The organism is Stenotrophomonas sp. YJH_SMC_19 (genome assembly GCF_059367915.1).
Genome location: NZ_JCAFRI010000012.1, coordinates 77,610 through 101,539, shown reverse-complemented (window position 1 = coordinate 101,539; position 23,930 = coordinate 77,610). Strand labels below are relative to the sequence as shown.

General features: G+C 66.3%; 25 protein-coding genes. 9 read left to right on the top strand and 16 right to left on the bottom strand.

Annotated elements, in window-relative coordinates; all coding sequences use genetic code 11:
* Window positions 1-115: 115 nt before the first annotated feature.
* From AC5P5R_RS13630 to grxD, 3 genes are all read right to left on the bottom strand, one after another.
* A complete protein-coding gene (locus AC5P5R_RS13630) occupies window positions 116-3,364 on the bottom strand; it encodes a TonB-dependent receptor (RefSeq protein ID WP_080101792.1) in 3,249 nt (1,082 codons plus the stop codon).
* 232 nt (window positions 3,365-3,596) lie between these two features.
* On the bottom strand, window positions 3,597-4,373 hold the full coding sequence (locus AC5P5R_RS13625) for an SDR family NAD(P)-dependent oxidoreductase (protein ID WP_099523939.1): 777 nt from the start codon (window positions 4,371-4,373) through the stop codon (window positions 3,597-3,599).
* Window positions 4,370-4,690 (bottom strand): Grx4 family monothiol glutaredoxin, encoded by a 321-nt coding sequence (grxD, locus tag AC5P5R_RS13620; RefSeq protein ID WP_005408852.1) that lies wholly within the window; start codon window positions 4,688-4,690, stop codon window positions 4,370-4,372. Before grxD ends, AC5P5R_RS13625 begins: the two co-directional genes overlap by 4 nt.
* Window positions 4,691-4,811: 121 nt before the next feature.
* Between grxD and AC5P5R_RS13615 the strand changes: the two genes are divergently transcribed.
* The gene (locus tag AC5P5R_RS13615) at window positions 4,812-5,390 is read left to right on the top strand and encodes a superoxide dismutase (RefSeq protein WP_032966020.1); all 579 of its coding nucleotides are present in this window, start codon (window positions 4,812-4,814) and stop codon (window positions 5,388-5,390) included.
* Between the two features lie 114 nt (window positions 5,391-5,504).
* Here AC5P5R_RS13615 and AC5P5R_RS13610 read toward each other — a convergent pair whose 3' ends face one another.
* The 3 genes from AC5P5R_RS13610 to purE form a co-directional block, all read right to left on the bottom strand.
* Window positions 5,505-5,846, bottom strand: coding sequence for a carboxymuconolactone decarboxylase family protein (locus AC5P5R_RS13610; protein WP_005408850.1), 342 nt, complete (start codon window positions 5,844-5,846; stop codon window positions 5,505-5,507).
* A gap of 112 nt (window positions 5,847-5,958) precedes the next feature.
* On the bottom strand, window positions 5,959-7,107 hold the full coding sequence (locus AC5P5R_RS13605) for a 5-(carboxyamino)imidazole ribonucleotide synthase (protein ID WP_024956581.1): 1,149 nt from the start codon (window positions 7,105-7,107) through the stop codon (window positions 5,959-5,961).
* A complete protein-coding gene (gene purE / locus AC5P5R_RS13600; RefSeq protein WP_005412808.1) occupies window positions 7,104-7,607 on the bottom strand; it encodes a 5-(carboxyamino)imidazole ribonucleotide mutase in 504 nt (167 codons plus the stop codon). Before purE ends, AC5P5R_RS13605 begins: the two co-directional genes overlap by 4 nt.
* Window positions 7,608-7,665: 58 nt before the next feature.
* Between purE and AC5P5R_RS13595 the strand changes: the two genes are divergently transcribed.
* From AC5P5R_RS13595 to AC5P5R_RS13580, 4 genes are all read left to right on the top strand, one after another.
* Entirely contained in the window at window positions 7,666-7,935 is a 270-nt protein-coding gene (locus AC5P5R_RS13595; RefSeq protein WP_005408847.1) for a Trm112 family protein, read from the top strand.
* Window positions 7,932-8,783 carry a carboxylating nicotinate-nucleotide diphosphorylase gene (nadC, locus tag AC5P5R_RS13590; RefSeq protein ID WP_005408846.1) on the top strand — a complete coding sequence of 284 codons (852 nt, stop codon included), beginning with the start codon at window positions 7,932-7,934 and terminating at the stop codon, window positions 8,781-8,783. The genes AC5P5R_RS13595 and nadC overlap by 4 nt, the downstream gene beginning before the upstream one ends.
* A gap of 114 nt (window positions 8,784-8,897) precedes the next feature.
* Window positions 8,898-9,899, top strand: coding sequence for a DUF2272 domain-containing protein (locus tag AC5P5R_RS13585; RefSeq protein WP_005412807.1), 1,002 nt, complete (start codon window positions 8,898-8,900; stop codon window positions 9,897-9,899).
* Between the two features lie 67 nt (window positions 9,900-9,966).
* Window positions 9,967-10,317, top strand: coding sequence for a DUF3301 domain-containing protein (locus tag AC5P5R_RS13580; RefSeq protein ID WP_005408844.1), 351 nt, complete (start codon window positions 9,967-9,969; stop codon window positions 10,315-10,317).
* Window positions 10,318-10,363: 46 nt separating this feature from the next.
* Here the strand turns inward: AC5P5R_RS13580 and AC5P5R_RS13575 are convergent, their stop codons facing one another.
* From AC5P5R_RS13575 to AC5P5R_RS13545, 7 genes are all read right to left on the bottom strand, one after another.
* On the bottom strand, window positions 10,364-10,816 hold the full coding sequence (locus tag AC5P5R_RS13575) for a ClpXP protease specificity-enhancing factor (protein ID WP_005412806.1): 453 nt from the start codon (window positions 10,814-10,816) through the stop codon (window positions 10,364-10,366).
* An 84-nt stretch (window positions 10,817-10,900) separates the two neighbouring features.
* Window positions 10,901-11,536: a glutathione S-transferase N-terminal domain-containing protein gene (locus AC5P5R_RS13570; RefSeq protein WP_005408842.1), complete on the bottom strand. Its 636-nt coding sequence runs from the start codon at window positions 11,534-11,536 to the stop codon at window positions 10,901-10,903.
* Between the two features lie 134 nt (window positions 11,537-11,670).
* Window positions 11,671-12,420, bottom strand: a complete 750-nt coding sequence (locus AC5P5R_RS13565; RefSeq protein ID WP_005408841.1) for a cytochrome c1 — start codon at window positions 12,418-12,420, stop codon at window positions 11,671-11,673.
* A complete protein-coding gene (locus tag AC5P5R_RS13560) occupies window positions 12,413-13,672 on the bottom strand; it encodes a cytochrome b (protein ID WP_088430147.1) in 1,260 nt (419 codons plus the stop codon). Before AC5P5R_RS13560 ends, AC5P5R_RS13565 begins: the two co-directional genes overlap by 8 nt.
* Window positions 13,672-14,292, bottom strand: coding sequence for a ubiquinol-cytochrome c reductase iron-sulfur subunit (gene petA / locus AC5P5R_RS13555; RefSeq protein ID WP_004151998.1), 621 nt, complete (start codon window positions 14,290-14,292; stop codon window positions 13,672-13,674). Before petA ends, AC5P5R_RS13560 begins: the two co-directional genes overlap by 1 nt.
* Window positions 14,293-14,521: 229 nt before the next feature.
* The gene (locus tag AC5P5R_RS13550) at window positions 14,522-15,442 is read right to left on the bottom strand and encodes a lytic transglycosylase domain-containing protein (RefSeq protein ID WP_100438050.1); all 921 of its coding nucleotides are present in this window, start codon (window positions 15,440-15,442) and stop codon (window positions 14,522-14,524) included.
* A gap of 46 nt (window positions 15,443-15,488) precedes the next feature.
* A complete protein-coding gene (locus AC5P5R_RS13545) occupies window positions 15,489-16,457 on the bottom strand; it encodes a helix-turn-helix transcriptional regulator (protein ID WP_164281622.1) in 969 nt (322 codons plus the stop codon).
* Window positions 16,458-16,537: 80 nt separating this feature from the next.
* Here AC5P5R_RS13545 and AC5P5R_RS13540 point away from each other — a divergent pair, with 80 nt between their 5' ends.
* Window positions 16,538-17,158: a glutathione S-transferase family protein gene (locus AC5P5R_RS13540; RefSeq protein ID WP_012479667.1), complete on the top strand. Its 621-nt coding sequence runs from the start codon at window positions 16,538-16,540 to the stop codon at window positions 17,156-17,158.
* A gap of 165 nt (window positions 17,159-17,323) precedes the next feature.
* Window positions 17,324-18,742, top strand: coding sequence for a tRNA (N6-isopentenyl adenosine(37)-C2)-methylthiotransferase MiaB (gene miaB / locus AC5P5R_RS13535; protein ID WP_012479666.1), 1,419 nt, complete (start codon window positions 17,324-17,326; stop codon window positions 18,740-18,742).
* A 189-nt stretch (window positions 18,743-18,931) separates the two neighbouring features.
* Here the strand turns inward: miaB and AC5P5R_RS13530 are convergent, their stop codons facing one another.
* Genes AC5P5R_RS13530 through AC5P5R_RS13520 form a run of 3 tightly spaced genes read right to left on the bottom strand, consistent with a single transcriptional unit; the run spans window position 18,932 to window position 21,941 of the window.
* On the bottom strand, window positions 18,932-20,044 hold the full coding sequence (locus AC5P5R_RS13530) for an ABC transporter permease (RefSeq protein ID WP_043034376.1): 1,113 nt from the start codon (window positions 20,042-20,044) through the stop codon (window positions 18,932-18,934).
* On the bottom strand, window positions 20,041-20,964 hold the full coding sequence (locus tag AC5P5R_RS13525) for an ABC transporter ATP-binding protein (protein ID WP_043034377.1): 924 nt from the start codon (window positions 20,962-20,964) through the stop codon (window positions 20,041-20,043). Before AC5P5R_RS13525 ends, AC5P5R_RS13530 begins: the two co-directional genes overlap by 4 nt.
* 20 nt (window positions 20,965-20,984) lie before the next feature.
* Complete coding sequence (locus AC5P5R_RS13520; protein ID WP_060380918.1) at window positions 20,985-21,941, bottom strand: HlyD family secretion protein; 957 nt, start codon at window positions 21,939-21,941, stop codon at window positions 20,985-20,987.
* 481 nt (window positions 21,942-22,422) lie between these two features.
* Between AC5P5R_RS13520 and AC5P5R_RS13515 the strand changes: the two genes are divergently transcribed.
* A complete protein-coding gene (locus AC5P5R_RS13515; RefSeq protein WP_164281621.1) occupies window positions 22,423-23,409 on the top strand; it encodes a PhoH family protein in 987 nt (328 codons plus the stop codon).
* The gene (gene ybeY / locus AC5P5R_RS13510; protein ID WP_060380907.1) at window positions 23,406-23,891 is read left to right on the top strand and encodes an rRNA maturation RNase YbeY; all 486 of its coding nucleotides are present in this window, start codon (window positions 23,406-23,408) and stop codon (window positions 23,889-23,891) included. Before AC5P5R_RS13515 ends, ybeY begins: the two co-directional genes overlap by 4 nt.
* The last annotated feature ends 39 nt before the right edge of the window (window positions 23,892-23,930 follow it).

Here is a 23,930-nt window from a genome sequence, read left to right as displayed (position 1 = left end):
GCGCACATTTCCGGATGCTACGCCGATGCAGAGTGGCCTGCAAGGACTTTCGCCTGAACGGAAAACGGCCGGGTTTCCCCGGCCGTTTCCGTTTACATCATCAAGCTCTGACGGATCAGAACTTGTACTTCACAGTCAGCTGCATGGACCAACGCGACACGGCAGTGTTGCCCTTGTCATTGTTGTTTTCCTGGATCGAGGAATCATCCGCACCGGTGAACGAGTACACATACTTCCCGGTGGCCGGATCGATACCTGCGAAGTTGCCCACGCGGCGGGTTGCATAGAAGCCGTAGTCGTCAATGAGGCCCCACTTCTTGTTCAGCAGGTTGCCGACATTCATGATGTCCAGGGCGACTTCACCCTTGTGACCCTTCACGAAGCCTGGGAATTCCTGGCTGATACGAACGTCGAAGCTGTTGACCCACTTGGCGCGGTGCGAGTTGGCCGGGACCACGCTGCCACGGTAGGCCTCGAGTTCCGGGTTCTGCGCCAGCCAATCGAAGAACTTCTTCTCCATCGTTGCGCCGCCAGTGAACAGCACGTCGCCCACACCCTTCGGCACGTAGAACAGATCGTTGCCGATGGCGCTGTCGCCGTTGGCATCGTTGTAGAACACGTAGCTGTACGGACGGCCCGAGCGACCTTCGTAGAAGAGGCCGATACGGGTAGCGTTGTCACCGAAGAAGTTGTGCTTCCACTCCAGGGTGCCGGTGATACGGTCCTTGATTGCATAGCGCGAGTTGTACGCGATGTTCTCGTTGGCGTTCAGGATCTGGGTGTTGTTCCAGTTCGAGGTGTTCTGCGAGCTGGTCAGCGGGCTAACTTCCTTCGACTGGGTGTAGGTGTAACCCAGCGACCAGCCCCAGTTCTCGGTCAGCGGCTTGGCCAGCGAGAAGGTAGCCTGGCTGCCACGACCCTTGTCGGTGTTGCGCAGCAACATCACGTCACCGATGTTGTTCGGACGGTTGGCGCGGTTCAGCGCGCCGTTGGTGCCGTTCTCCATGCCCAGGTTGTCGCCGGAACGGCTGTCGATCTTGCTGTTGGCCTGATTCAGACCTGCCGGGTTCCAGTACAGCTCACGACCGTCCTGCGCCGAAACGAAGGTCGCACCCTTGCCCTTGCCGTCCGTCAGGTCCAGACGTTCGAAGTACAGACCATCCTTGACCTTGGTGAACAGCACTTCAGCCGACGCCACGATGCCGTACCACGGCAGCTCATGGTCGAACGCCAGGTTGGCCTTCCACACCGACGGCAGGCGGGTGCCCGGAGCGATAATGTCCACGTTCTGGCGAGCAATGATCTTCGACGGATCCGGAATGAACGGATTGTCGGCATCAGCACTGAAACCACCCGGGTTGCCACTGACGTTGTACTCGACGTAGTTCAGACCGGTGTTCTGGTAGGCACCTGCCAGCCACACGTTCGGTGCTGCACCGCCGAACAAGCCAACGCCACCGCGCAGCTGGGTCGGACGATCGCTGTCGAAGGTGTAGTTGAAGCCAACACGCGGCTGGAACAGGCTCTTGTCCACCAGTTTGGTGTTGTCGTAGCCGTAGCGCGACTGGATGTCGGTGTTGTACTTGTTCTGGCTGGTGAAGTCCGGGATATCAAGACGGACACCAAACATCAGGCTCAGGTTGTAGTTGATCGCCCAGGTGTCCTGGATGAACAGGCCAGTGTTCTTCAGATGGAACTTGGCCGGAATATCATCCAAGCTGCCACCCGGACGCGGCACGCGCAGCTGGTAGCCGTTGGCGGTACCCTTCAGGAACGACGCCAAGTCGCGGAAGTCGTACGCGCCGTACAGATTACGGCCGTAGAAGTTCATCAGGTTATTGTCGGTGTAATCGAAACCGAACTTGACGGTGTGGTCACCGATGTACCAGGTACCGGCACCGAAGGCGCTAAGTTCCTTCGACTCGACCAGATTGGTGTGGGTGTTCTGCTCGGTGCCCAGGTACAGCGAGTTGTTGCCGAAGCGCACGCGCATCTGCGGCAGGTGCGAAGCCGCGACACGATTGGACGAGTAGTCCTTGTGCGAAACCTTGAACTCGGTCGAGAAGTTCTCGGACCAGTCACTGAACAGTTCACCCATCCAGGTTTCGTACTGGGTCGGCTGGGTGTACCAGAAGTCACTCAGCGACAGCGCGCTGCTGCTGACCTGCGGGAAGCGGACGACGTCCTGCTTCATCTTGTTGTAGCGCAGGGCCGCACGGTGGTTCTCGTTGATGTTCCAGTCGAGCTTGACGGCGTACTCTTCGATCGTCGTCTTGTTGTTCAGACCGTCAACGCCGCCGACCGGATAGCCCAGATCACTCATGCGCTTCTGGACTGCCGAGATGTCGGCGTCACTGATGCCGCCCTTGGACGGATCCTTGTTGTACGGGCTGTCACTCAGGCTCACGCCGCCGCCGCTACGCTCGTACTTTTCATAGTTGGTGAAGAAGAACAGCTTGTCCTTGAGGATCGGACCGCCGAACGTCATGCCGTAGGTCTTCTCGTCCTTGAAACCATTGAAGTCCGACTTGTCACCTTCCAGGCGCGAACGGACCATGTCCTTGTCGCGGTACGAGCCGTACACGGTGCCGTGGAACTCATTGGTACCCGACTTGGTCACGGCGTTGATCACCGCACCGGTACCACCGGCGATGGTGGTGTCGTAGTTGGCCAGGTCGATGTTGATTTCCTGGATGGCGTCCATCGACACCGGCTGACGCTCGGTCGGCAGGTTGTTGGAGCCCAGGCCGAACGGATCGGAGGCGCTGATGCCGTCGATGCGGATGGCGTTGTAGCGGGTGTTCTGGCCACCGGCCGAGATCGCGCCGTCAGCCTTGCTGACCTGCGAGATGCGCGGGTCCAGGCGGATGTAGTCCTGGATGTTGCGGTTGGCCGACGGCAGCGCGTCCATCGTTTCGCGGGTCACGTTGCTGCCGGTGCCCATCTTGTTGGCGCTGAACAGGTCCAGGCCGCCGGCGGTCGCAACAACGTTCACCGCGTCCAGATTGGTCGCAGCCAGGTCACCGCCCAGGTTGGCGTTGACGGTGTTGACCTGGTTCAGGTTCAGGTAGACACCCTCTTCGGTCTTGGTGCCTTCACCGGACTTGGTGATGGTGATGGTGTACGGACCACCCACGCGCAGGCCGCGCGCGTTGTATCGACCCGACGCATCGGTGGTGGCACGCGAAACGGTGCCCGACTCGGTGTGGGTGATGGTGACTTCAGCGCCGGCGACAGGCTGGCCTGCGGCGGACATCACCTGGCCGCCGACACCGGCAGAGGTGCTCTGGGCGAAGGCGGGAGCGGCGGCGAGCGCAGCCACGAGACCAAGGGTGAGCTTGGACATCCGGAGTGGGTGGGTCATTTTTCGGTAGCCTCGATGCGAGTTGGCGATGGCGGAAAAAAAGCGCATCCAAACAGCCCTGCGGGTGGCTGGTCGGAGATTTATCTGGGGTTCCCTACCGCTTGGCTGAAGGCAGCCACAACGGTTAACACTAGATTAACACGCTACGCCATCAATGTGACGGTTGTGCGACAAACGGCACCGGATCGCAACGCAATCGTGACGGGTTCTTCACTCCGCCTTTCCCCCGGCCTCATTCCGGCAGGGGCGCCTCACTGGCGTCGAGAATCCGGCCCCGCCAGGCAAGCCCAGCGCTGGACAGCAGGGTCACGGCCGCCGCAGCGGCGGCCTCCGGGCCCCGGGCGGCCGGGTCCTGGTCGACGGAATAGGCCCTGGCGCGCAGCGCCGTGCGCAGGGGGCCCGGATACAGGCCGCTGACCCGCACCGGGCTGCGGCCGAGTTCGTCATGCAGGCTGGTGATCAGCCCGCGCAGGCCATGCTGGGCCACACCGTATCCGCCCCAATAGGCCTGCCCCACCCGTTCGGAGGCATCGACCGCAAACACCAGGGCCGCGTCCTCGCTCTGCCGCAGCAGCGGCAGGCACGCCTGGGCCAGCCACGCCGGAGCAGTGAGCGTGACATGCACCGCACGGGCGAAACTGGCCGGGTCGGCCAGTTCGAACGGGGTCAATCCGGGGAAATGGGCGGCACAGACCAGCACTCCATCCAGGCGCCCCAGCTCGCGCTGCAGGGCCTGGGCCAGTTCGGCATAGTCGTCGGGGCCCGCACCCTCCAGATCCAGCGGATACAGCAGCGGTTCCGGGCCGACGGCCTGGACCTGGGCATAGACACGGTCCAGGCGGCGCGGCTTGCGGCCCAGCAGGACCACGGTGGCCCCGGCGGCGGCGGCGGCAACGGCCGCCGCACTGCCCAGCCCACCGCCGGCGCCGGCAACCAGCACCACGCGATCCTGCAACGGGCGGCCATCGAGCGCCCCGTTGGTCGGTGACGTCGATGGCCAGGCACTCATCCCTGGGTCGCCTCTTCGACGATGCGCTTGAGCTCGCCGGCTTCAAACAGTTCCAGGACGATGTCGCAGCCGCCGATCAGCTCTCCATTGATGAACAGCTGCGGGAAGGTCGGCAGGTTGGAGAACCGCGGCAGGTTAGCGCGGATCTCGGGTTCTTCCAGCACGTTGACGGTGCGCAGTGTGACCGCGCCGGCTGCCATCAACGCCTGTACGGCGCGGCTGGAGAAACCGCACATCGGGTACTGCGGGGTGCCCTTCATGAACAGCACGAGCGGGTAACGATCGACCTCGGCCTGGATTTGCTGCATTACCGCCACAACCTCACTCCTTGCTTCGCCGGACAAACCGACCGCGGTGGTCGGCTAGACTGCCCACGGTAGCCGCCATTGTAAGCGGATGGAACCGGCTGCCGCCGCCCCTCTGGCCACGAACCTGTCCATGCCTGTCGAATTGCCTGCCCTGCCCTACCTTTCCGGCTCCCTGCAGCCGCACCTGTCCGCACAGACCCTGGAGCTGCACCACGGCCGCCACCATCGCGCCTACGTGGATGCGGTCAATGCCGGCATCCTCGGCACCGAGTGGGAAGACGCGTCACTGGAAGAGATCGTCCGCCAGGCCCAGGGCAAGCTGTTCGATGCGGCCGCCCAGGCGTGGAACCACGGCTTCTACTGGCAGTGCCTGCGACCGCGTGGCGGTGGCGAACCGCAGGGTCGCCTGGGCGAGCTGGTGAAGCGCCAGTTCGGCGACGTGCAGCGCCTGCGCGAGGAATTCAACCGCACCGCGCTGGGCCTGTTCGGCTCCGGCTGGGTGTGGCTGGTGCAGCATCCGGGCGGACAGCTGGGCATCCAGGCGACCCGCAATGCCGGCACGCCGCTGACGGGTGAAAGCACGCCGCTGCTGTGCTGCGATGTCTGGGAGCACGCCTACTACACCGACTACCAGAATGATCGCGCGCGCTATCTGGACGCGTTCTGGCAGATGGTCAACTGGGAATTCGCTGAGAGCCAGCTACGCTGAGGCAGCGGCTCCGCCTCGGGGTAGTGCCGGCCGCTGGCCGGCATCCCCATCGGTGTACAGAGATGGCGAATCTGCCGGCCAGCGGCCGGCACTACCGGAAAGCAGAGCGTGGCTTCACGCGTTCTCGTGCGCGGCCACCGCATCCATCACCCGCGCCGAGTACACCAGCGCCGCACCGGCATTGAGCGACACCGCCACACCCAGCGCCTCGGCGATTTCCTCGCGGTTGGCACCGTGCTTCAGCGCGGCATCCACGTGCACGGTGATGCAACCGTCGCAGCGGGTAGTGACCGCCACCGCCAACGCGATCAGCTCACGGGTCTTCGCATCGAGGTGGTTGGTCTGCGCGCCAGCGTTAGCCAGGGTGGCGTAGCCCTTGACCGTATCCGGTGAGAGCTTGCCGATCTCACCGATACGGCCCTTCAGTTCCTTGCGGTAGGCATTCCAGTCGAGCATGGGGGTGACTCCTGTGAAAGGAGCTCCACGCTACCACCGGGAATGTTGCGCCGATGCCTGCACCGGCGCTTCACAGCGTTGCACTGCCGGCCAGCGGCCGGCACTACCGGGCTCAGCGATTGCGCAGCGCGTGCACCGCCGGCGCCACCTGGGCCTGGCGATCCAGCTCCAGGCCGACCTGCTCCAGCGCATCGGCCAACGCGGCAGCATCGTCATCGCGCAACGTGGCGTGGCCGACCTTGCGGCCTTCGCGCGGCTCCTTGCCATAGTCGTGCCAATGGCCGCTGGCCTGGCCCAGCACCGGTGCCGGGTCCGGCATCGCGCCCAGCCAGTTCAGCATGCAGGCGTGGCCGAGCATGCGGGTGCTGCCCAGCGGCAGGCCCAGCACGGCACGCAGATGGTTCTCGAACTGCGAGGTCTCGCTGCCCTCGATGGTCCAGTGGCCGGAGTTGTGTACGCGCGGCGCCATCTCGTTGGCCAACAGCTCGCCATCGCGACAGAACAGCTCCAGCGCGAACACGCCGACGTACTGCAGGTGCTCGGCGACACGGCGGGCATAGCCGATCGCGGCCTGCTGCTCGGCATCGGACAGCACAGCCGGTGCCACGCTGGCCGACAGCACGCCGTCGACATGCCAGTTACCGGTGACCGGCCAGGCTTCGAAGCTGCCATCGCGGCCACGCACGGCGACCACGCTGACCTCGCGCTGGAACGCCACGAAGCCTTCCAGGATCAGGCCGGTACGCTCGACCTGCGCGCCCAGTGCATCCCACGCGGCGTCGATGTCGGCCTCGCTGCGCAGGCGGAACTGGCCCTTTCCGTCATAACCAAGGCGGCGGGTCTTGAGGATGCACGGCAGGCCAAACTCAGCCGCCTTCGCAGCCAGCTCGTCACGGCTGCGGATATCAGCGAAGGCCGGCAGCGGGATGCCCAACTGCTGGAAAAGGGTCTTCTCGCTCAACCGGTCCTGGGCCACCGCCAGCGCGGCCGGCGGCGGATAGACCGGCACGCGGTCGGCCAGGAACTGCGCGCTGTCTGCGGGCACGTTCTCGAAATCGAAAGTGACCACATCGACCTTGGCGGCGAACTCCGCCAGCGCGTGGCGGTCATCGAAGGCACCGACGGTGAGCGGCGCCAGCGGGCCACTGCAGGCGTCGGCCGCCGGGTCGTACAGCTGGAAGCGCAGTCCCAGCGGCGCACCGGCCAGGACCATCATGCGGGCGAGCTGGCCGCCGCCCAGGATGCCGACGGTCAGGCTCATTGGCGCGGATCGTCGTGGGCCATCACGTCTTCGGTCTGGCGTGCACGGAAGGCGTCGAGCGCCTGGCCGATCGCCGGCTGGTCGCTGGCCAGCATCGCAGCAGCGAACAGCGCCGCGTTGGACGCGCCAGCATTGCCGATGGCGAAGGTGGCGACCGGGATGCCGGCCGGCATCTGCACGATCGACAGCAGCGAATCCATGCCGTTGAGGGCCTTGGACTGCACCGGCACGCCCAGCACCGGCACGGCGGTCTTGGCGGCGATCATGCCCGGAAGGTGCGCGGCCCCGCCGGCACCGGCGATGATCGCGCGCAGGCCACGCGGGCCCGCCTGCTCGGCGTAACTGAACAACACATCCGGCGTCCGATGCGCGGACACCACCTTCACTTCGAACGGAACACCCAGGGCTTCAAGCTTCTGGGCGGCGTGCTGCATGGTTTCCCAGTCGGAACGGGAACCCATGACGATGCCGACAAGCGGCGCGATCGGATTGGGGGTCATTGGCCGTCACCTGCCTTAAAGACGTATTCTAGCCATCTTCCACGCAAGACGAAGAACCATGGATCGCAAGCTGCTCGACCTGCTGGTGTCGCCGGACACCCGCCAGCCCCTGTCCCTGCTGGATGGCAAGGGCCTGGAAGCCCTCAACAAGGCCATTTCCGCCGGCGCGGTGAACAAGGCCGATGGCAACCCGCTGGCGCAGCCGCTGCGCGAAGCGCTGGTCACCCGCGACCGCAAGCAGGTGTTCCGCGTTGACGACGGCATCCCGGTGCTGCTGGCCGAGGAAGCCATCCCGACCGCCCAGATCGCCGACTTCCCGGCCGCATGAGCGCGCTGCCGACGCCGGATGCGGCCGTTGTCGCCGCCGATGTCGCGCGTGCGCTGGCCGAGGACCTGGGCAGCGGCGACGTCACCGCCGCCCTGCTGCCCGACCAGGCCGACAGCGCTTACCTGCTGTGCAAGCAGGACGGGGTGATTGCCGGCCGTCCGTGGTTCGACGCCACCCACCGCGCACTCGACCCGGACGTGCGCATCGAATGGCGTGTCTCCGAAGGTGACGCGGTCACCGCAGGCACCGTGCTGGCCCTGCTGCACGGGCGCAGCCGCAGCCTGGTCAGCGCCGAGCGCACCTCGCTGAACTTCCTGCAGACGCTGTCTGGCACCGCCACCACCACTGCCCGCTACGTGGCGGCGGTGGCCGGTACCGGCACGCGCATCCTCGACACCCGCAAGACTCTGCCTGGCCTGCGCCTGGCGCAGAAGTACGCAGTGCGCTGTGGCGGCGGTGACAACCACCGCTTCGGCCTCTATGACACGGTGATGCTGAAGGAAAACCACATCCGTGCCGCCGGTTCGCTGGCCGCGGCGGTGGCCGCCGCGCGCCGGCAATGGCCCGCGCTGCCGCTGGTGGTCGAGGTCGAGGACCTGGCCCAGCTGCGCCAGGCGCTGGAAGCCGGTTGCGAACGCATCCTGCTGGATGACTTCAGCCCCGACCTGCGCCGCGAGGCAGTGCGCATCACGGCCGGCCGCATTCCGCTGGAAGTGTCAGGCAGCGTGGGCCTGGGCGGCCTGCGTTCGATCGCCGAGGACGGCGTTGACTGCATCTCCATCGGTGGACTGACCAAGCACGTGCAGGCCATCGATCTGTCGCTGAAGCTGGGCCCGCCGCCGGGTTGAGGCCTGGCGTGGGGGCCGATCCGTTGTCCATGGGAAAAGGGATCTGACCCCGTTCTCACACCCGGCGTTCACGACAGCGCTGCGACGCTGAGGTATCCCCCACAGGAGCCGCGCATGCGCCGGATGCTCTTGCCTGCCTGCCTGCTGCTGGCCGCGGCACCGTTGTCCGCAGCGGCCGCCGAAGCCTGCGATGTTCCGCCCCGCTTCGGCCTGAGTCCGTTGGCGGTGGCCATCCGCAACACCGCCTGCAATGAGCACCGGCTCTGGTACCGGCCCTTCATCGATCGTGAAGGCCGTGCCGCCAGCCTCAGCGTCACCGAGGCCGAAAGCGATCACCTGGCAGACAATGGCCTGATCGCCTGGCAGCGCGTGGCCGGCTACTGGCGCAACAGCGGCACGCTCAATGCGATGGGCAGCATCGCGGGCGCCAGCAGCTGCCTGGCGCCGCTGGGCACGCGCTACACCGACAGCGACTGCCGCGCCTTCCTGATCGACAACCCGTGGTCGGCCGCGTTCATTTCCTGGGTGATGGTGCAGTCCGGCGTTCCTGGCTTCAATACGTCGCCACGCCACATCGACTACATCCGTGCCGCCTACCAGGGCGGCCCCTCGGGCGTGCCGTACCGGCTGGTCGACCCGGCCACGGCCAAACCCGCACCGGGCGACCTGCTGTGCTTCCTGCGCGACCGCAGCACCACGCTCAGCTACAGCGGGCTGGTGCAGGCACTGGGCAATGGCTCGGTGGGCCACTGGAAATCGCATTGCGAAGTGGTGGTGGCGGCCAACCTCGGCGGCGACCAGACGCTGTACCTGGTCGGTGGCAACGTGATGAACACCGTGGCGATGCGGTTGCTGCAGCTGGATCGTACGGGGCTGATCAAACTGCCTCCGGCACGCGAACGCAACAGCACCGGCATCGACCCCGGCTGCACACCAGGTCGCGAGGACGAATGCAGCTTCAACCGGCAGGACTGGGCAGCGCTGCTGCAGCTGACTGCAACCTCACCGCTGGTGATGCCCTCGCCCACTGCGACGCCGATGCAGCCCACTCCGGCACCGCAACCGGTCATCGTGCCCGCGCAGCCGATGTCCAGCGAACCGCAGCCGCGGCGGTGAGTGCAGCGCTTGATCCAGCGCGCGTTCGCCGCCATCTTTGCGGGATCGACCCCTGACGGCTGACGCCATGCCCACCCTGCTGCTGTTGCTGATTGCCGGCGGAATCATCTATTTCTTCTGGAACGCGGCGCGTTCGGCCGCCGAGCGCGCGGTCGAACTGGGGCGCAATGCCTGCCGTGCTGCCGACGTGCAATGGCTGGATCAGGCGGTGCACGCCACCGGCCTGCGCCTGTCGCGCGGCGAAGATGGCCGGCTCGGCTTCGAACGTACCTTCAAGTTCGAGTATTCCTACGACGGCATCGATCGCCACGTGGGCCGCATGGTGCTGCGCGGCGACCAGCTGATCTCATTCACTGGTCCGGGCGCGGCGCGGATCAGCCAGATCCGCGCGGATGTGGACGATGCCGAGGATGTGTAAGGGCTGAAGGCGTGCCGACCAACGGTCGGCACCCACCGTTACTTGGTTACTTGACCACGCGCAGGTTCGGGCGCCCCTTCGGCGGCGGGCTGGCTGGCGGCGTATCGTCCGGCGGCGTGCCTTCCTCGTGCAGCAGCTCATCGCTGGTCGGAGCGGTCTCGTTGCCCGGGATGTCATCCGGTAGCGCCATGCCCTGCCCGGTCTCGCGGGCGTAGACGGCCAGCACGGCGCTGATCGGCACCTGCACCGGGTAGCTGGTACCGGAGAAGCGCGCCGAGAAGCTCACCATCTCGTTGTCGATCATCAGTCGCACGACAGCACGTTCGGCGATGTTGAGCACGACCCGGCCATCCTTGACCGCCGAAGGCGGGACCTGCACGCCGGGAACGCCGGCGTCGACCAGGATGTGCGGGGTCAGCTGGTTGTCGTTGATCCATTCCACCAGCGCCCGCAGCAGGTACGGGCGGTGGCTGGTCATGTGGAAGAAGTCTTCGGTCATGCGTGAAGTGTACGCGCCCGGCGCCCCGCCGGGGCGGATCACCTGCACGCCGGTCGGCGTGCAGACGGGTAACGCAGGCCCGGATCAGACCGGCAGATCGCGCAGCTTCTTTTCCTGATCGGTCAGGCTGCGGACGAAACCGGGGTGGCGGAAGATGCGGTTGCCGTAGTCCTCGATCGCCTTGCCGTCCTTCGGCAGCGGTACGTCCAGCGACTGCAGGCGCCAGATGATCGGCGCCATCGCGCAGTCGGCCAGGCTCATTTCCGGGTTGAGGAAGAACTTGCTGGCCTTGAACAGCGGCAGCGAGGCGGTCAGCAGCTCCTTCAGGCGCTTGCGGCCAGCCTCGGCCTGGGTCTTGTTGCCGAGCTGGATGGCCTGCACCTGTGGCACCCAGTCGTGCTCGATGCGCAGCATCGCCAGGCGGATGCGCGCACGCGAGAGCGGATCGACCGGCATCAGCGGCGGATGCGGATAACGTTCGTCCAGGTACTCGCTGACCACTGATGCGGCGTACAGCACCAGCTCGCGTTCGACCAAGGTCGGCACCGAGTGATACGGATTGAGGTCGATCAGGTCTTCAGGCGGGTTCTGTGGATCGACCGGAACGAAGTCGAAGGTCACACCCTTGGCCGCCAGGACCAGGCGTACACGGTGGCACAGTACATCGTCGTTCGAGGAAAACAGCGTCAGTGTATTGCGCATGCGTACGCTCGCCGCCATCAAAGGCTCTCCCACGACAGGAGACCGCCTGCCGCATCGGCGCCGCCGGCACCGTGCCGGCGGTCGACTCCTCCCCGAGTGTGCAACCGACCATCACAAAAGCCAATAGGCCCGTGCGATGGCCGGCGGCAGATTCAGTGAACGTCCTTCCAGTATTCCTTCTTCAGCAGGTACAGCAGGAAGGTGAGCAGGGCCAGGAACAGGATCACCCACACGCCCAGCTGCTGGCGCTTGAGCGCGGCCGGTTCGCCGGCATACTCGAGGAAGTTGGTGATGTCCCGCACCGCCTGGTCGTACTGCCCGGCATCAACCGAACCCGGCGTTTCGATCTTCAGGCCGGTCACCGGCGGGTCCATGCCGGGCGCTTCCGCCTTGCCATGGACCGCATGCTGCAGGCCCTGCATCTCCCACAGCGGGTTGGGCATGGAGGCATTGGCGAACAGCGCGTTGTTCCAGCCCAGCGGCCGGCTGCTGTCCAGGTAGAACGACTTGAGGTAGGTGTAGACCCAGTCACTGCCCCGCACGCGCGCGATCAGGCTGAGGTCGGGCGGCATCTTGCCGAACCACTTCTCCGCGTTCTCCTTGGGCATCGCCACCGGGATCGGGTCGCCGATCGCCGAGCCGGTGAAGTTGAGGTTGTTCATCACCTCTTCCTCGGTCAGGCCCAGGTCCTGCGCCATCCGCGAATAGCGCAGGTACTTCAGCGCGTGGCAGCCGGAGCAGTAGTTCATGTACAGCTGCGCGCCGCGCTGCAGCGAAGCGCGGTCGCCCAGATCGTTGCCGGCCTGCAGCAGCTTGGTGCCACCTTCGGCGGCGGAGGCCAGGAAACTGCCCAGCATCAGGGTGGCCGTCAGGGCCAACCGGACCATCCAGCGATCAGTCATGGGTGGTCACCCTCTCCGGTACCGGCTTGGTCTTGTCCAACCGTGTCCATAGCGGCATGGTGATGAAGAACGCGAAGTACAGGAAGGTCAGCACCCGCCCGATGTAGGTCTCGTGCACGTCGGTGCCCGGGCCGGAACCAATCACGCCCAGCCACACGAAGCACACCGCCAGCACGCCCAGCATCACCTTCGAGATCCAGCCGCGGTAGCGCACCGACTTCACCCTGGCCTTGTCCAGCCACGGCACCAGGAACAGGATCGCAATGGCCGAGAACATCACCACCACGCCACCGAGCTTGTTCGGCACCACGCGCAACATCGCGTAGTAAGGCGTGTAGTACCAGACCGGCTTGATGTGTTCCGGGGTCACCAGGCGGTTGGCCTCGGTGAAGTTGTCGTGCTCCAGGAACAGGCCGCCGAAACCGGGCGCGAAGAAGATGATGAAGGCGGCGATGATCAGCAGGAAACCGGCGCCGACGCCATCCTTGAGCGTGTAGTACGGGTGGAACGGAATGCCATCGGCCGGTGCGTTCGGCGACCAGCGGTTGCCCTTCGGCCCCTTCTTGATCTCCACGCCATCGGGGTTGTTCGAACCCACTTCGTGCAGCGCGCCCAGGTGCAGTACCACCAGCAGCAACAGCACCAGCGGCAGGGCGATGACATGCAGCGCGAAGAAGCGGTTGAGCGTGGCGTCACTGGGCAGGTAATCGCCCATGATCCATTCGGTCAGGCCGTTGCCGATGACCGGTATCGCGCCGAACAGCGAGATGATCACCTTGGCGCCCCAGAACGACATCTGGCCCCACGGCAGCACGTAGCCCATGAAGGCTTCGGCCATCAACACCAGGTAGATCAGCATGCCGAGGATCCACACCAGCTCGCGCGGCTTCTGGTAACTGCCGTACAGCAGGCCACGGAACATGTGCAGGTAGACCACGATGAAGAACAGCGAGGCACCGGTGGAGTGCATGTAGCGGATCAGCCAGCCCCACTCCACATCGCGCATGATGTATTCGATGGAGCCGAACGCCTCGGCGGCGCTGGTCTTGTAGTGCATCGTCAGGAAGATGCCGGTGACGATCTGGTTGACCAGCACCAGCAGCGCCAGCGAACCGAAGTAGTACCAGATGTTGAAGTTCTTCGGCGCGTAGTACTCGCTGACGTGCTTCCGGTAGACCGGCATCAGGCCGGGCGCACGGGCGTTGACCCAGTCGGCCACGCCGCTGGCGGTACGGCTGAGGATATTGGCCATCAGGCAGCCCCCTGCGGATCGACACCGATGATGATGGTGTTGTCGTCCTGGTAATGGTGCGCGGGCACCTTCAGGTTGATCGGCGCCGGCACGTCCTTGAAGACGCGTCCGGACATGTCGAAGCGCGACTTGTGGCACGGGCAGAAGTAACCGCCCTTCCACTGCGGGTCGTAGGGCTCAGGCCGGATTTCGGCGACCATTTCCGGCGAGCAGCCCAGGTGCGTGCACAGGCCGACCAGTACGGAGATATCCGGCTTGATCGAGCGCAGTTCGGGGTTCTGCTTCAGCACGTAGTCCGGCTGCTGGTCCTTCTCGCCGGACTCAGGGTCCTTGAGACGGCCGTCCAGCCCGTGCAGCGCATCGAGGATGGCCTTGGACCGCTTGACGATCCAGATCGGCTGGCCACGCCATTCCACGATCAGGCGTTGGCCTTCCTGCAGGGCGCTGATGTCGGCCACCACCGGTGCGCCGGCGAGCTTGGCGCGGGCACTGGGGTTCCAGGATTTGATGAAAGGAACTGCGGTGAATCCGACGCCGACGGCGCCCACCACGGCTGTGGTGGCAGAAAGAAAACGCCGACGTCCGGTGTTGACTGGATCGTGTACCCCATCGTTGGCCATCCGGCACTCCGATATTGATTAGGTAGCTTTAAGGCTGCCAGCGGATCCGGTGGGGGCCAGAGCCGCATTGAATCACGGTCGAGTGTAGCGGAACCGTCGCGCGCCACACAACGCATTGCAACAACATTGATTGCGGGGTTGCCGGCCAGCGGCCGGCACTACCTTTCAAAGGAGTGCCGACCAACGGTCGGCACCTACCGTTCAAGGAGTACCGGCGAACGGTCGGCACCTACTGGTGACTCAGGGCGGTGCGGTAACGCTCGGCCAGCTGCCCGACCCGGCGCACGTAGTACTGGGTTTCGCTGTAGGGCGGCACGCCACCGTGGCGGTCGACCGCACCTTCGCCAGCGTTGTAGCCGGCTGCGGCAAGGGTCAGGTCGCCATTGAAGCGTTTCAGCAACCACGCAAGATACTGCACGCCGCCACGGATGTTCTGCCCGGCGTCATAGGAATCGCTTACGCCGAAGCGCGCGGCGGTCGGCGGCATCAGCTGCATCAGGCCCTGCGCGCCAGCACGGCTGAGCGCGGTCGGGTTGTAGGCCGACTCGGCATGGATGATGGCGCGCACCACCGCCTCCTCCACGCCGAACTCGCGCGCGGCCGAGGTGATCTCGGCCTGGAAGGCCGAGGTGTTCAGTCGCACGGTGCCGAAGTCCACGCGTGGATTGACCCCGCAGGCATAGCAGCGCTCCATGAAGCTGTAGCGGATGGTCCGGACCGGGCCGAGGTTGGCCACCTGTGTCGGGCGCGCACTGGTGTAGTGGCGCACGCCATCCTTCATGAAGGAATACACCTGGCCACTGACCATGCGCCCGCTGCGCGAGGCGACCGGCTGTGCGGGACCGGATGCCGGCACGGACGCAGGCGCGACCGTTGCCGGCGCTGCGGCACTCGCAGCAACGGCCACCGGGTTGCGTTCGATGCTGGCCACCGTGGTGGGTGCCGGCCTGGGCGCGGCCACCACCGGTCGAGGTGCCGGGCGGGTGTCACGGGTGTAGCTGATGGTGCTGCAGCGCACGCCGGCCACCCGCTTGCTCACATAACTGGTGACGCCGTCAGCGCCCTGGCACTTGTACAGCGTTCCAGCGCTGGCCGGCGCAGCGGTCAGCGCAGCGATGATGATCGCCGTTGTCCCCAGTATCCCCTTCATGGCGGCGAGTGTCCCAGCTTCGCCGGGGCTTGCCAAGCGACGTGGCTCAGCCTGTGACCGGCGGCACAGCCAGCAGCTGGCCGAGGCCCGCCAGGCGCTGTGCCAGTTCGTCGCGCAGGCCCGGCGGGGTGGTCCAAAGCGCCACGGGCAGGCGGTCCAGGCTGAGAATCTGCGCCAGCATCATGCCGCGGCTCTCGGCGCCCATGCGCAGCAGGCAGTGGTCGGGGCCATCCGCTTCCAGCACTCCACACCACGGCGGGATGCGGCCTTCCAGCTCGGAATGGCTGCCGGAAAGGCGGAGGATGGCCTGCAGCGCGAACGGCGCCTGGCTGACCGCCTGCCGCACCATCACATCGGGCGGCGCCGGGGTGCGCCGGTGCAGGCCCGGCCCGGCGCACTCACGTACGGCGCCCATGCGGTCCACGCGCAGGGTGCGCCAGTCCTGCCGCCCCAGGTCCCAGGCAAGCAGATACCAGCGTCGCCCGTAATTGACCAGGTGCTGGGCCTCGACCTCGCGCTGGGTGACGGCTTCCTGCGCGCTGCGGTATTCGAAGGCCAGCCGTGACGCCTGTCGGCAGTGCTGGGCCAGCCGCCCGAGCAGGCGTGCGTCGGTGGACGGAAGGTCGGACAGGGTGGCCGTCGCTGCATGCACCTCGCCGGCCTGCTGGCGGCGACGGGTCGGCACCAGCGGATCGAGCTTGGACAACAGGCCACGCGCGGTGTCGTCGATCCCGGCAACGGTGGCCGAGGCTGCGCGCAGGGCGATGGCCAGGGTGGTCGCCTCCTCCTCGTCCAGCAGCATCGGCAGCACCGGGGCCCCGGCCCCCAACTGGTAGCCGCCGCCGGCCCCGGACGAGGCCTGCACCGGATAGCCCAGCTCGCGCAGGCGCTCGATATCACGGCGGATGCTGCGCCGGTCCACACCCATGCGCTCGGCCAGCTCGGCCCCGGACCACTGGCGGCGGGCCTGCAGCAGGGCGATCAGGCGCAGCAGACGATGGGCGGTATGGCGCATGAAGTATCGAGGACAGAAGTCGTCCTCAATAGTGCCTCAGGATGGCCTCCAGTTCACCACCCACCGCAAGGAGCAATGCCATGAACTCACGCCAGATCACCCTGTACCACGCCGCCCGTTCACGCTCGAGCGGCGCCGTGGCCCTGCTCGAAGCGCTGGGTGCCGACTACCGCATGCAGGTGCTGGACCTGAAAGCCGGCGCCAACCTGGCCCCGGCCTACCTGGCCATCAACCCGATGGGCAAGGTGCCGGCCATCGTCCACAACGGCGCACTGGTGACCGAGCAGGTGGCGATCTACCTGTACTTGGCCGACCTGTATCCGGAAGCCGGGCTGGCGCCGCCGATCGGTGACGCCCTGCGCGGGCCCTATCTGCGCTGGATGGCCTTCTATGGCGCCTGTTTCGAGCCGGCGATGATCGACAAGGCGATGCACCGCGAGCCGCCGCCGCGCCTGATGTCGCCGTACAACGATGCCGAGACCGTGCTGCAGGTGGTCGAGGCCCAGCTGGCGCAGGGCCCGTACCTGCTGGGCGAGGTCATGAGCGCCGCCGACGTGCTGTGGGGCAATGCACTGGCGTGGACCACGGCCTTTGGCCTGGTACAGCCGGCGCCGGCCACGGCTGACTACATCGCACGGATGAGCGCGATGACCGCGTTCGACCGTTCGCGGCAGATCGATGCGGAGCTGGTGGCGGCCTGAGGCGTGCCGCCGGGCGCGGCCGGGGGGCGGACCCGCAGCTCCAGTAGATCCACGCCATGGGTGGATGAATACAGCCAGGCATGGCCTGGCTCTACTGGGCCGGCGTACGCGCCGGGATGCAGGTAGAATTGCCGGCTTTCCCGCCACCCGAATGGATTAAGCGCCATGACCGGGACGCCAGACGTCTTTCCGCCCGCCACGCCGGGCGGTGCCCCGCTCGTTGCCCTGCCCGCCGGTCCGCGCAAGCCCGACCAGGTGAAAGGCAAGCTGTACATCAAGACCCACGGTTGCCAGATGAACGAGTACGACTCGGCCAAGATGGCCGACGTGCTCGCCGCCAGCGATGGCCTGGAACTGACCGATACCCCGGAAGACGCCGACGTCATCCTGGTCAACACCTGTTCCATCCGCGAGAAGGCGCAGGAGAAGGTGTTCAGCCAGCTCGGCGTCTGGAAGGGCCTGAAGAACAAGGGCCGCGAGGTCATCATCGGCGTGGGCGGCTGCGTTGCCTCGCAGGAAGGCGAGGCGATCATCAAGCGTGCGCCGTTCGTGGACCTTGTGTTCGGCCCGCAGACCCTGCACCGGCTGCCGGAGCTGATCCGCGCCCGCCGCGAGCAGAAGCGCCCGCAGGTGGACATCAGCTTCCCCGAGATCGAGAAGTTCGACCGCCTGCCGGAACCGCGTGCCGAAGGCGCTTCGGCGTTCGTGTCGATCATGGAAGGCTGCTCGAAGTACTGCTCGTTCTGCGTGGTGCCCTACACCCGCGGCACCGAAGTCAGCCGCCCGTTCGAGGACGTGGTGGTGGAAGTGGCGCAGCTGGCCGCGCAGGGCGTGCGCGAAATCAACCTGCTCGGGCAGAACGTCAATGCCTATCGCGGCCCCTATGGAGATGGCGAGTTCGCCGATCTCGGCCTGCTGATCCGGACCATCGCCGAGATCGACGGCGTCGGCCGCATCCGCTTCACCACCTCGCACCCGCTGGAGTTCAGCGATTCGCTGATCGATGCGTTCCGCGACGTGCCGCAGCTGGCCAACTTCCTGCACCTGCCGGTGCAGGCCGGCAGCGACCGCGTACTGTCGGCGATGAAGCGCGGCTATACCGCGCTGGAATTCAAGTCGAAGATCCGCAAGCTGCGCGCGGTGCGCCCGGACATCTCGATCAGCTCGGACTTCATCGTCGGCTTCCCCGGCGAAACCGATGCCGATTTCGAGAAGACCATGAAGCTGATCGAGGACATCGGCTTCGACCACAGCTTCTCCTTCATCTATTCGCGCCGCCCGGGCACCCCGGCGGCCGACCTGGAGGACACGATCAGCGATGCCGAGAAGCACGCGCGCCTGTCGCGCCTGCAGGAGCGCATCAATGCGCACGCCGCCGGCATCTCCGAGAAGATGGTCGGCACCGTGCAGACCGTGCTGGTGGAAGGCCCTTCGCGCAAGAACCCGAACGAACTGACCGGCAAGACCGAGAACATGCGTTCGGTGAACTTCCCGGCGCCGGCGCGGCTGATCGGCCAGTTCGTGGATGTGGTGATCACCGAGGCGCTGACCAATTCGCTGCGCGCGCGCGTGGTGGCGGAATAAGGTGCGCCGACCAACGGTCGGCAACCACCGAATTGATGCCGGCCAACGGTCGGCACCCACCGGAGTTGATGCCGGCCAACGGTCGGCACCTGCCGAATTGATGCCGACCAACGGTCGGCACCCACCGAATTGATGCCGACCAACGGTCGGCACCTACCAGGGTGGATGCCGACCGTTGGTCGGCATGCCTCAATCCAAACGCTTGCGGAAACGCAGGATCGCCAGGCTCATCATCACCGCGATGAAGGCCAGCAGCGCCAGCGCGTCGTGCCACAGCTCCCACAGCGAGGCGCCGCGCAGCATGATGCCGCGCACCAGGCGCAGGAAGTGGGTCAGCGGCAGTACTTCGGCCAGCCATTGCACCGGCCGCGGCATGCCCGCGAACGGGAACATGAAGCCCGACAGCAGGATCGACGGCAGGAACAGGAACAGGGTCATCTGCATCGCCTGGAACTGCGAGCGCGCGCGCGTGGAAATCAGCAGCCCCAGTGCGAGGTTGGCCAGCACCAGCAGCACCGCGGCCAGGTAGATATCGAGCAGGCTGCCGCGGATCGGCACCTGGAACAGCCAGGTGCCCAGCACCAGCACCAGCGTGGTCTGCAGCAGGCCGATGGCTGCATAGGGCAGCACCTTGCCCACCATCAGTTCGCTGCGCGACACCGGTGTGGCGATCAGCAGCTCCATGTTGCCGCGCTCGCGTTCACGCACCACCGCCACCGCCGTGAACATCACCAGGGTCATGGTCAGGATCACCCCGATCAGGCCTGGCACGATGTTCACCGCCGAACGCCGCTGCGGGTTGTAGAAGCTGGTCACGCTGATTGGACCACCGGCGATGCTGCCTTCGCGCAGCGGCCGCGTGTTGCTGGTCGGTCGCGTCTCCAGCGGCACCTGCGCCAGCTGGATCGCCGCGCTCTGCACCACGGTGTCGCTGCCATCAACCAGCACCTGCACCGCCTCGCGTCCATCGAAGCGACGGCGCTCGAAGTCGGCCGGCACCACGATGCCGACACTGATCTCGCCACGCCGCAGCGCCTGCATCAACTGGTCGGGCGTATAGGCTTCGCTGCGCGGCGTGATCACGCCGGTGGCGACCATGTCCTGCACCAGCGCGCGTGACGCCGCACTGTTGGCCTGGTCGGCGACACCGGCGTCGAGGTGGCGCAGGTTGAGATTGATCGCGTAGCCGAACAGCAGCAGCTGCATCACCGGAATGCCGACGATCATCGCCAGCGTGATGCGGTCGCGGCGCAGCTGGCGCAATTCCTTGAGCATGATCGCCCACAGCCGGCGCAGGTTCATGCCGCTGGCTCCCGGCCACGGCCGCGGGTGGCGGCGACGAAGACGTCTTCCAGGTTCGGCGCCACCGCCTCGATGCGGGCCTGCGGATCGGCGCTGGCCAGCGCGCGCCGCAACGCTGGCGCATCGGCGGCCCCCTCGCTGCACAGCACGCGCAGCTGCGTGCCGATCTGTGCCACGCTCAGCACGCCGGGCAGCTCAGACAATGCGCGGCTGGCCTGCCGCGGCTGCGCCGACGTGACCTGCAGCGTGCGGCCGTCCAGCTGTGCACACAGTTCGGCCGGCGTGCCATCGGCGACCAGCGCGCCTCGATCGAGGATCGCCAGCCGGTGGCAGCGCTCGGCTTCGTCCATGTAGTGGGTCGATACCAGCACGGTGGTACCGGCATCGGCAAGTTCAAACAGGGCCTCCCAGAAATCGCGGCGTGACTCCGGGTCGACCGCGCTGGTCGGCTCGTCCAGGAACAACAGCTCGGGCGCGTGCACAACGGCGCCGGCCAGCGCCAAGCGCTGCTTCTGGCCACCACTGAGGGTGCCGGCCAGCTGCGGCTGCCGGTCCAGGAGACGGTACTGCTGCAGCAGTTCGTCGACCCGCTGCCGGGCCTGCGTACGCGGCAGGTCCTGGATGGCGGCGAGGAATTCCAGATTCTCGCGCACCGAAAGGTCTTCATACAACGAGAAACGCTGGGTCATGTAGCCGATGCGCCGGCGCAGTGCCTCGGCCTGCTCCGGCACGGCCAGGCCGAGCACCTCGATCTGGCCGGCGCTCGGTTCCAGCAGGCCGCACAGCATGCGGATGGTGGTCGACTTGCCCGACCCGTTCGGGCCCAGGAAGCCATAGACCTGGCCACGCGGCACGGTCAGGTCGACATTGTCCACGGCCAGCAGAGCGCCGAAGCGGCGGGTCAGGCCCTGGGCATGCACCGCGATGTCCGCACCGGTGTTCAGAAGCGCACCTGTACCGGAAGACCCGCTGGCAGCTTCTGCATGTCGCTGTTCCCGTCCACTTCAATCTCGGCCAGATAGCTCAGGCGCTCGACGTCATCACCGGTCAGTGCGTAGTACGGCGTGAACGACGGTTCGCTGCGGATCGCCCGCACGTGCCCCGTCAGCACCGCGCTGCCTCCTTCCAGCTGTATCTGCGCGGCCTGTCCGACCTTGACCTGCAGGCGCAGCGGCTGCGGCAGGTAGACGCGTGCATAGGGGCGCTCGCCGACCAGCATCACCGCCAGCGGCGCGCCGACCGGCGCCTGGTCGCCCTGCCGGTAAGGCAAGGCATCGACCACGCCGTCGCGCGGCGCACGCAATTGCAGCTTCTGCAGGTTCACGGCCTGCACTGCCTGTTGCGCCTGAGCGGCATCGGCGGCGGCCTGGCCCTGGGCGATATCCTGCACACGGCTGCCGTGCACCCGCTCCAGCCAGGCCTGCTCGGCAGCACGCACGCTGGCCTCGGCATTGCCGGCGGCGGCACGCGCACGATCCAGCTCAGCGGCCGCAATCAAGCGCTGCTGTGCCAACGGCTGGACCCGTCGGTAATAGGCACTTGCTTCGGCAGCCTGTGCGCGCAGCGCGGCCAGTTGCGCCTGGGCCTGCGCGATCTGCTCCTGGCGTGGGCCGATCTTCAATTCTTCCAGCTGCGCCTGCGCACGCGCCGTATCAGCCTGCGCTGCGGCGAACTGCGCGTCGCCGCGGGCCGGGTCGAGCTGCATCAGCACGGCGCCGGCCTTGACCTGCTGTCCCTCGCGCACCTCCACCGTGGCGATCACTTCGGCCGCCGGCGCCGGCACCGTGATCCGGTCCCACTCCAGCGTGCCCAGTGCAGTCGGTGTTGACTGCCCACACCCGGCCAGCAGGCCGATGCCCGCCAGTCCGATTCCTCGCATCCCGTTGCCGATGCCCATGCCATCCCCTCCTGCGACGGCGACACGGTGCCATGTGCCCCGTGCACCCTCAATGATTCCGATCAGCCCTGGCGGTTTTTTCGCCACGCGCGGGCACGCCTTTTGCTGCAAGGCTCCGCACCACCTATCCACAGGTTGATTCGGCATCATTCCACAACCGTTGTGGAAATCCGCCAGCGCGCGGCTTTGTTGCTCGCCCGGCAACGAAACCTGCACTGTCGTCACGATGAATGGCCCGTGCAGCCCCCCCGTGGCAGTGCTGCCGAAGCGACGAGCGACCATGACGTTTTTTTCACCAGGACCTCATGGGCCTTGTGGCACAAGCATTGCGAAGGTCTATCCACAGGTTTTCGCGCCCCCCGTCCACACCGGGTGTGGAAAACGCTGTATCGACCGTCTGCTGGCCGTGTGCCCCGCACGCGCGCTACCCTTGTCTCCCCTGAATACACTGCGGTGGAAGGCGTCCGCCCCACCCGAAGCAATGAAAAGCATCGAGCATCGAGACTTCACCCTGTCGCCGGAAGACAACGAACGGCTGGCCAACCTGTGTGGCCCGTTCGACGGGCACCTGCGGCAGATCGAACTGAAACTCGGCGTGGAAATCGCCAACCGTGGCTTCGTGTTCCGCATCAGCGGGCCGAAGGAAGCCATCGTCGAGGCGCAGAAGCTGGTTGAAGCGCTGTACGCCGAAGCCGGCGAAACCAACTTCGACAACCACGCCATCCACCTGCGCCTGGCGCAGGCCAATGTCGAGCAGATCGCCGAACGCTCCTACGAAGCGCAGGAGGTGGCGATCAAGGTCAAGCGCGGCACGGTACGCGGGCGCGGTGCCAACCAGGCCCGCTACCTGCACCAGATCGCAACCCACGACATCAACTTCGGCATCGGGCCGGCCGGCACCGGCAAGACCTTCCTGGCCGTGGCCAGCGCAGTCGAAGGGCTGAACGAATCGCGGGTGCAGCGGCTGATCCTGGTCCGTCCCGCGGTGGAAGCCGGCGAGAAGCTGGGCTTCCTGCCCGGCGACCTGAGCCAGAAGGTCGATCCCTATCTGCGACCGCTGTACGACGCCCTGTACGAGATGATGGGCGTGGAGAAGGTGGTCAAGCTGCTGGAAAGGAACGTCATCGAGATCGCGCCGCTGGCCTATATGCGCGGCCGCACGCTCAACGATGCGTTCGTGATCCTGGACGAAGCACAGAACACCACCATCGAGCAGATGAAGATGTTCCTGACCCGCCTCGGCTACGGCTCCACCGCAGTGGTCACCGGTGACCTGACCCAGACCGACCTGCCCAAGCACGTGAAGTCGGGCCTGCGCGACGCCATCGATGTGCTGCGCGACGTGGAGGGTGTCAGCTTCACCTTCTTCGAATCCCGCGACGTGGTCCGCCACCCGCTGGTGGCGCGTATCGTCAGCGCCTACGACCGCCGCGACCTGCATCAGATCCAACCTGGAGCAACTCCATGACCCGTGGTCCCGTGCGACTGGACGTCGCCGTCAGTTATGCCATGCCGCGTGCCGGTCTGCCGGCGGCAGTGAGCTTCCGCAGGTGGGTGGCTGCCGCGCTGAAGGGCCGCATCCGCGAGGCCGACCTGGCCATCCGCGTGGTCGACGCCAAGGAAGGGCAGTCGTTGAACCGCCACTACCGTGGCAAGGACTACGCCACCAACGTGCTCAGCTTCCCGGCCGAAGTGCCCGAAGGCCTGCCCAAGGGCGTCAAGTTCCCGCTGCTCGGCGATCTGGTGATCTGTGCACCTGTCGTAGCGCGGGAGGCCGACGAACAGGGCAAGGCGCTCAACGCCCACTACGCGCACCTGACCGTGCACGGCGTGCTGCACCTGCTCGGCTGGGACCACGAGGACGACAAGGAAGCCGAAGCGATGGAACAGCTGGAACGGGAGATCCTGGCCGAGCTGGGCATCGACGACCCCTACGCGGGCGAGCGCTGACACCGGGCCCTGTTCCGAGCCCACGCACTCACGGAAGAG

Excerpts from the sequence above, each read along its gene's own strand:
- AC5P5R_RS13630 (WP_080101792.1), bottom strand. The coding sequence starts at position 3,364 with ATGACCCACCCACTCCGGATGTCCAAGCTCACCCTTGGTCTCGTGGCT.
- AC5P5R_RS13625 (WP_099523939.1), bottom strand. The coding sequence starts at position 4,373 with ATGAGTGCCTGGCCATCGACGTCACCGACCAACGGGGCGCTCGATGGC.
- AC5P5R_RS13615 (WP_032966020.1), top strand. The coding sequence starts at position 4,812 with ATGCCTGTCGAATTGCCTGCCCTGCCCTACCTTTCCGGCTCCCTGCAG.
- AC5P5R_RS13610 (WP_005408850.1), bottom strand. The coding sequence starts at position 5,846 with ATGCTCGACTGGAATGCCTACCGCAAGGAACTGAAGGGCCGTATCGGT.
- AC5P5R_RS13605 (WP_024956581.1), bottom strand. The coding sequence starts at position 7,107 with ATGAGCCTGACCGTCGGCATCCTGGGCGGCGGCCAGCTCGCCCGCATG.
- purE (WP_005412808.1), bottom strand. The coding sequence starts at position 7,607 with ATGACCCCCAATCCGATCGCGCCGCTTGTCGGCATCGTCATGGGTTCC.
- AC5P5R_RS13595 (WP_005408847.1), top strand. The coding sequence starts at position 7,666 with ATGGATCGCAAGCTGCTCGACCTGCTGGTGTCGCCGGACACCCGCCAG.
- nadC (WP_005408846.1), top strand. The coding sequence starts at position 7,932 with ATGAGCGCGCTGCCGACGCCGGATGCGGCCGTTGTCGCCGCCGATGTC.
- AC5P5R_RS13585 (WP_005412807.1), top strand. The coding sequence starts at position 8,898 with ATGCGCCGGATGCTCTTGCCTGCCTGCCTGCTGCTGGCCGCGGCACCG.
- AC5P5R_RS13580 (WP_005408844.1), top strand. The coding sequence starts at position 9,967 with ATGCCCACCCTGCTGCTGTTGCTGATTGCCGGCGGAATCATCTATTTC.
- AC5P5R_RS13575 (WP_005412806.1), bottom strand. The coding sequence starts at position 10,816 with ATGACCGAAGACTTCTTCCACATGACCAGCCACCGCCCGTACCTGCTG.
- AC5P5R_RS13570 (WP_005408842.1), bottom strand. The coding sequence starts at position 11,536 with ATGGCGGCGAGCGTACGCATGCGCAATACACTGACGCTGTTTTCCTCG.
- AC5P5R_RS13565 (WP_005408841.1), bottom strand. The coding sequence starts at position 12,420 with ATGACTGATCGCTGGATGGTCCGGTTGGCCCTGACGGCCACCCTGATG.
- AC5P5R_RS13560 (WP_088430147.1), bottom strand. The coding sequence starts at position 13,672 with ATGGCCAATATCCTCAGCCGTACCGCCAGCGGCGTGGCCGACTGGGTC.
- petA (WP_004151998.1), bottom strand. The coding sequence starts at position 14,292 with ATGGCCAACGATGGGGTACACGATCCAGTCAACACCGGACGTCGGCGT.
- AC5P5R_RS13550 (WP_100438050.1), bottom strand. The coding sequence starts at position 15,442 with ATGAAGGGGATACTGGGGACAACGGCGATCATCATCGCTGCGCTGACC.
- AC5P5R_RS13545 (WP_164281622.1), bottom strand. The coding sequence starts at position 16,457 with ATGCGCCATACCGCCCATCGTCTGCTGCGCCTGATCGCCCTGCTGCAG.
- AC5P5R_RS13540 (WP_012479667.1), top strand. The coding sequence starts at position 16,538 with ATGAACTCACGCCAGATCACCCTGTACCACGCCGCCCGTTCACGCTCG.
- miaB (WP_012479666.1), top strand. The coding sequence starts at position 17,324 with ATGACCGGGACGCCAGACGTCTTTCCGCCCGCCACGCCGGGCGGTGCC.
- AC5P5R_RS13530 (WP_043034376.1), bottom strand. The coding sequence starts at position 20,044 with ATGAACCTGCGCCGGCTGTGGGCGATCATGCTCAAGGAATTGCGCCAG.
- AC5P5R_RS13520 (WP_060380918.1), bottom strand. The coding sequence starts at position 21,941 with ATGGGCATCGGCAACGGGATGCGAGGAATCGGACTGGCGGGCATCGGC.
- AC5P5R_RS13515 (WP_164281621.1), top strand. The coding sequence starts at position 22,423 with ATGAAAAGCATCGAGCATCGAGACTTCACCCTGTCGCCGGAAGACAAC.
- ybeY (WP_060380907.1), top strand. The coding sequence starts at position 23,406 with ATGACCCGTGGTCCCGTGCGACTGGACGTCGCCGTCAGTTATGCCATG.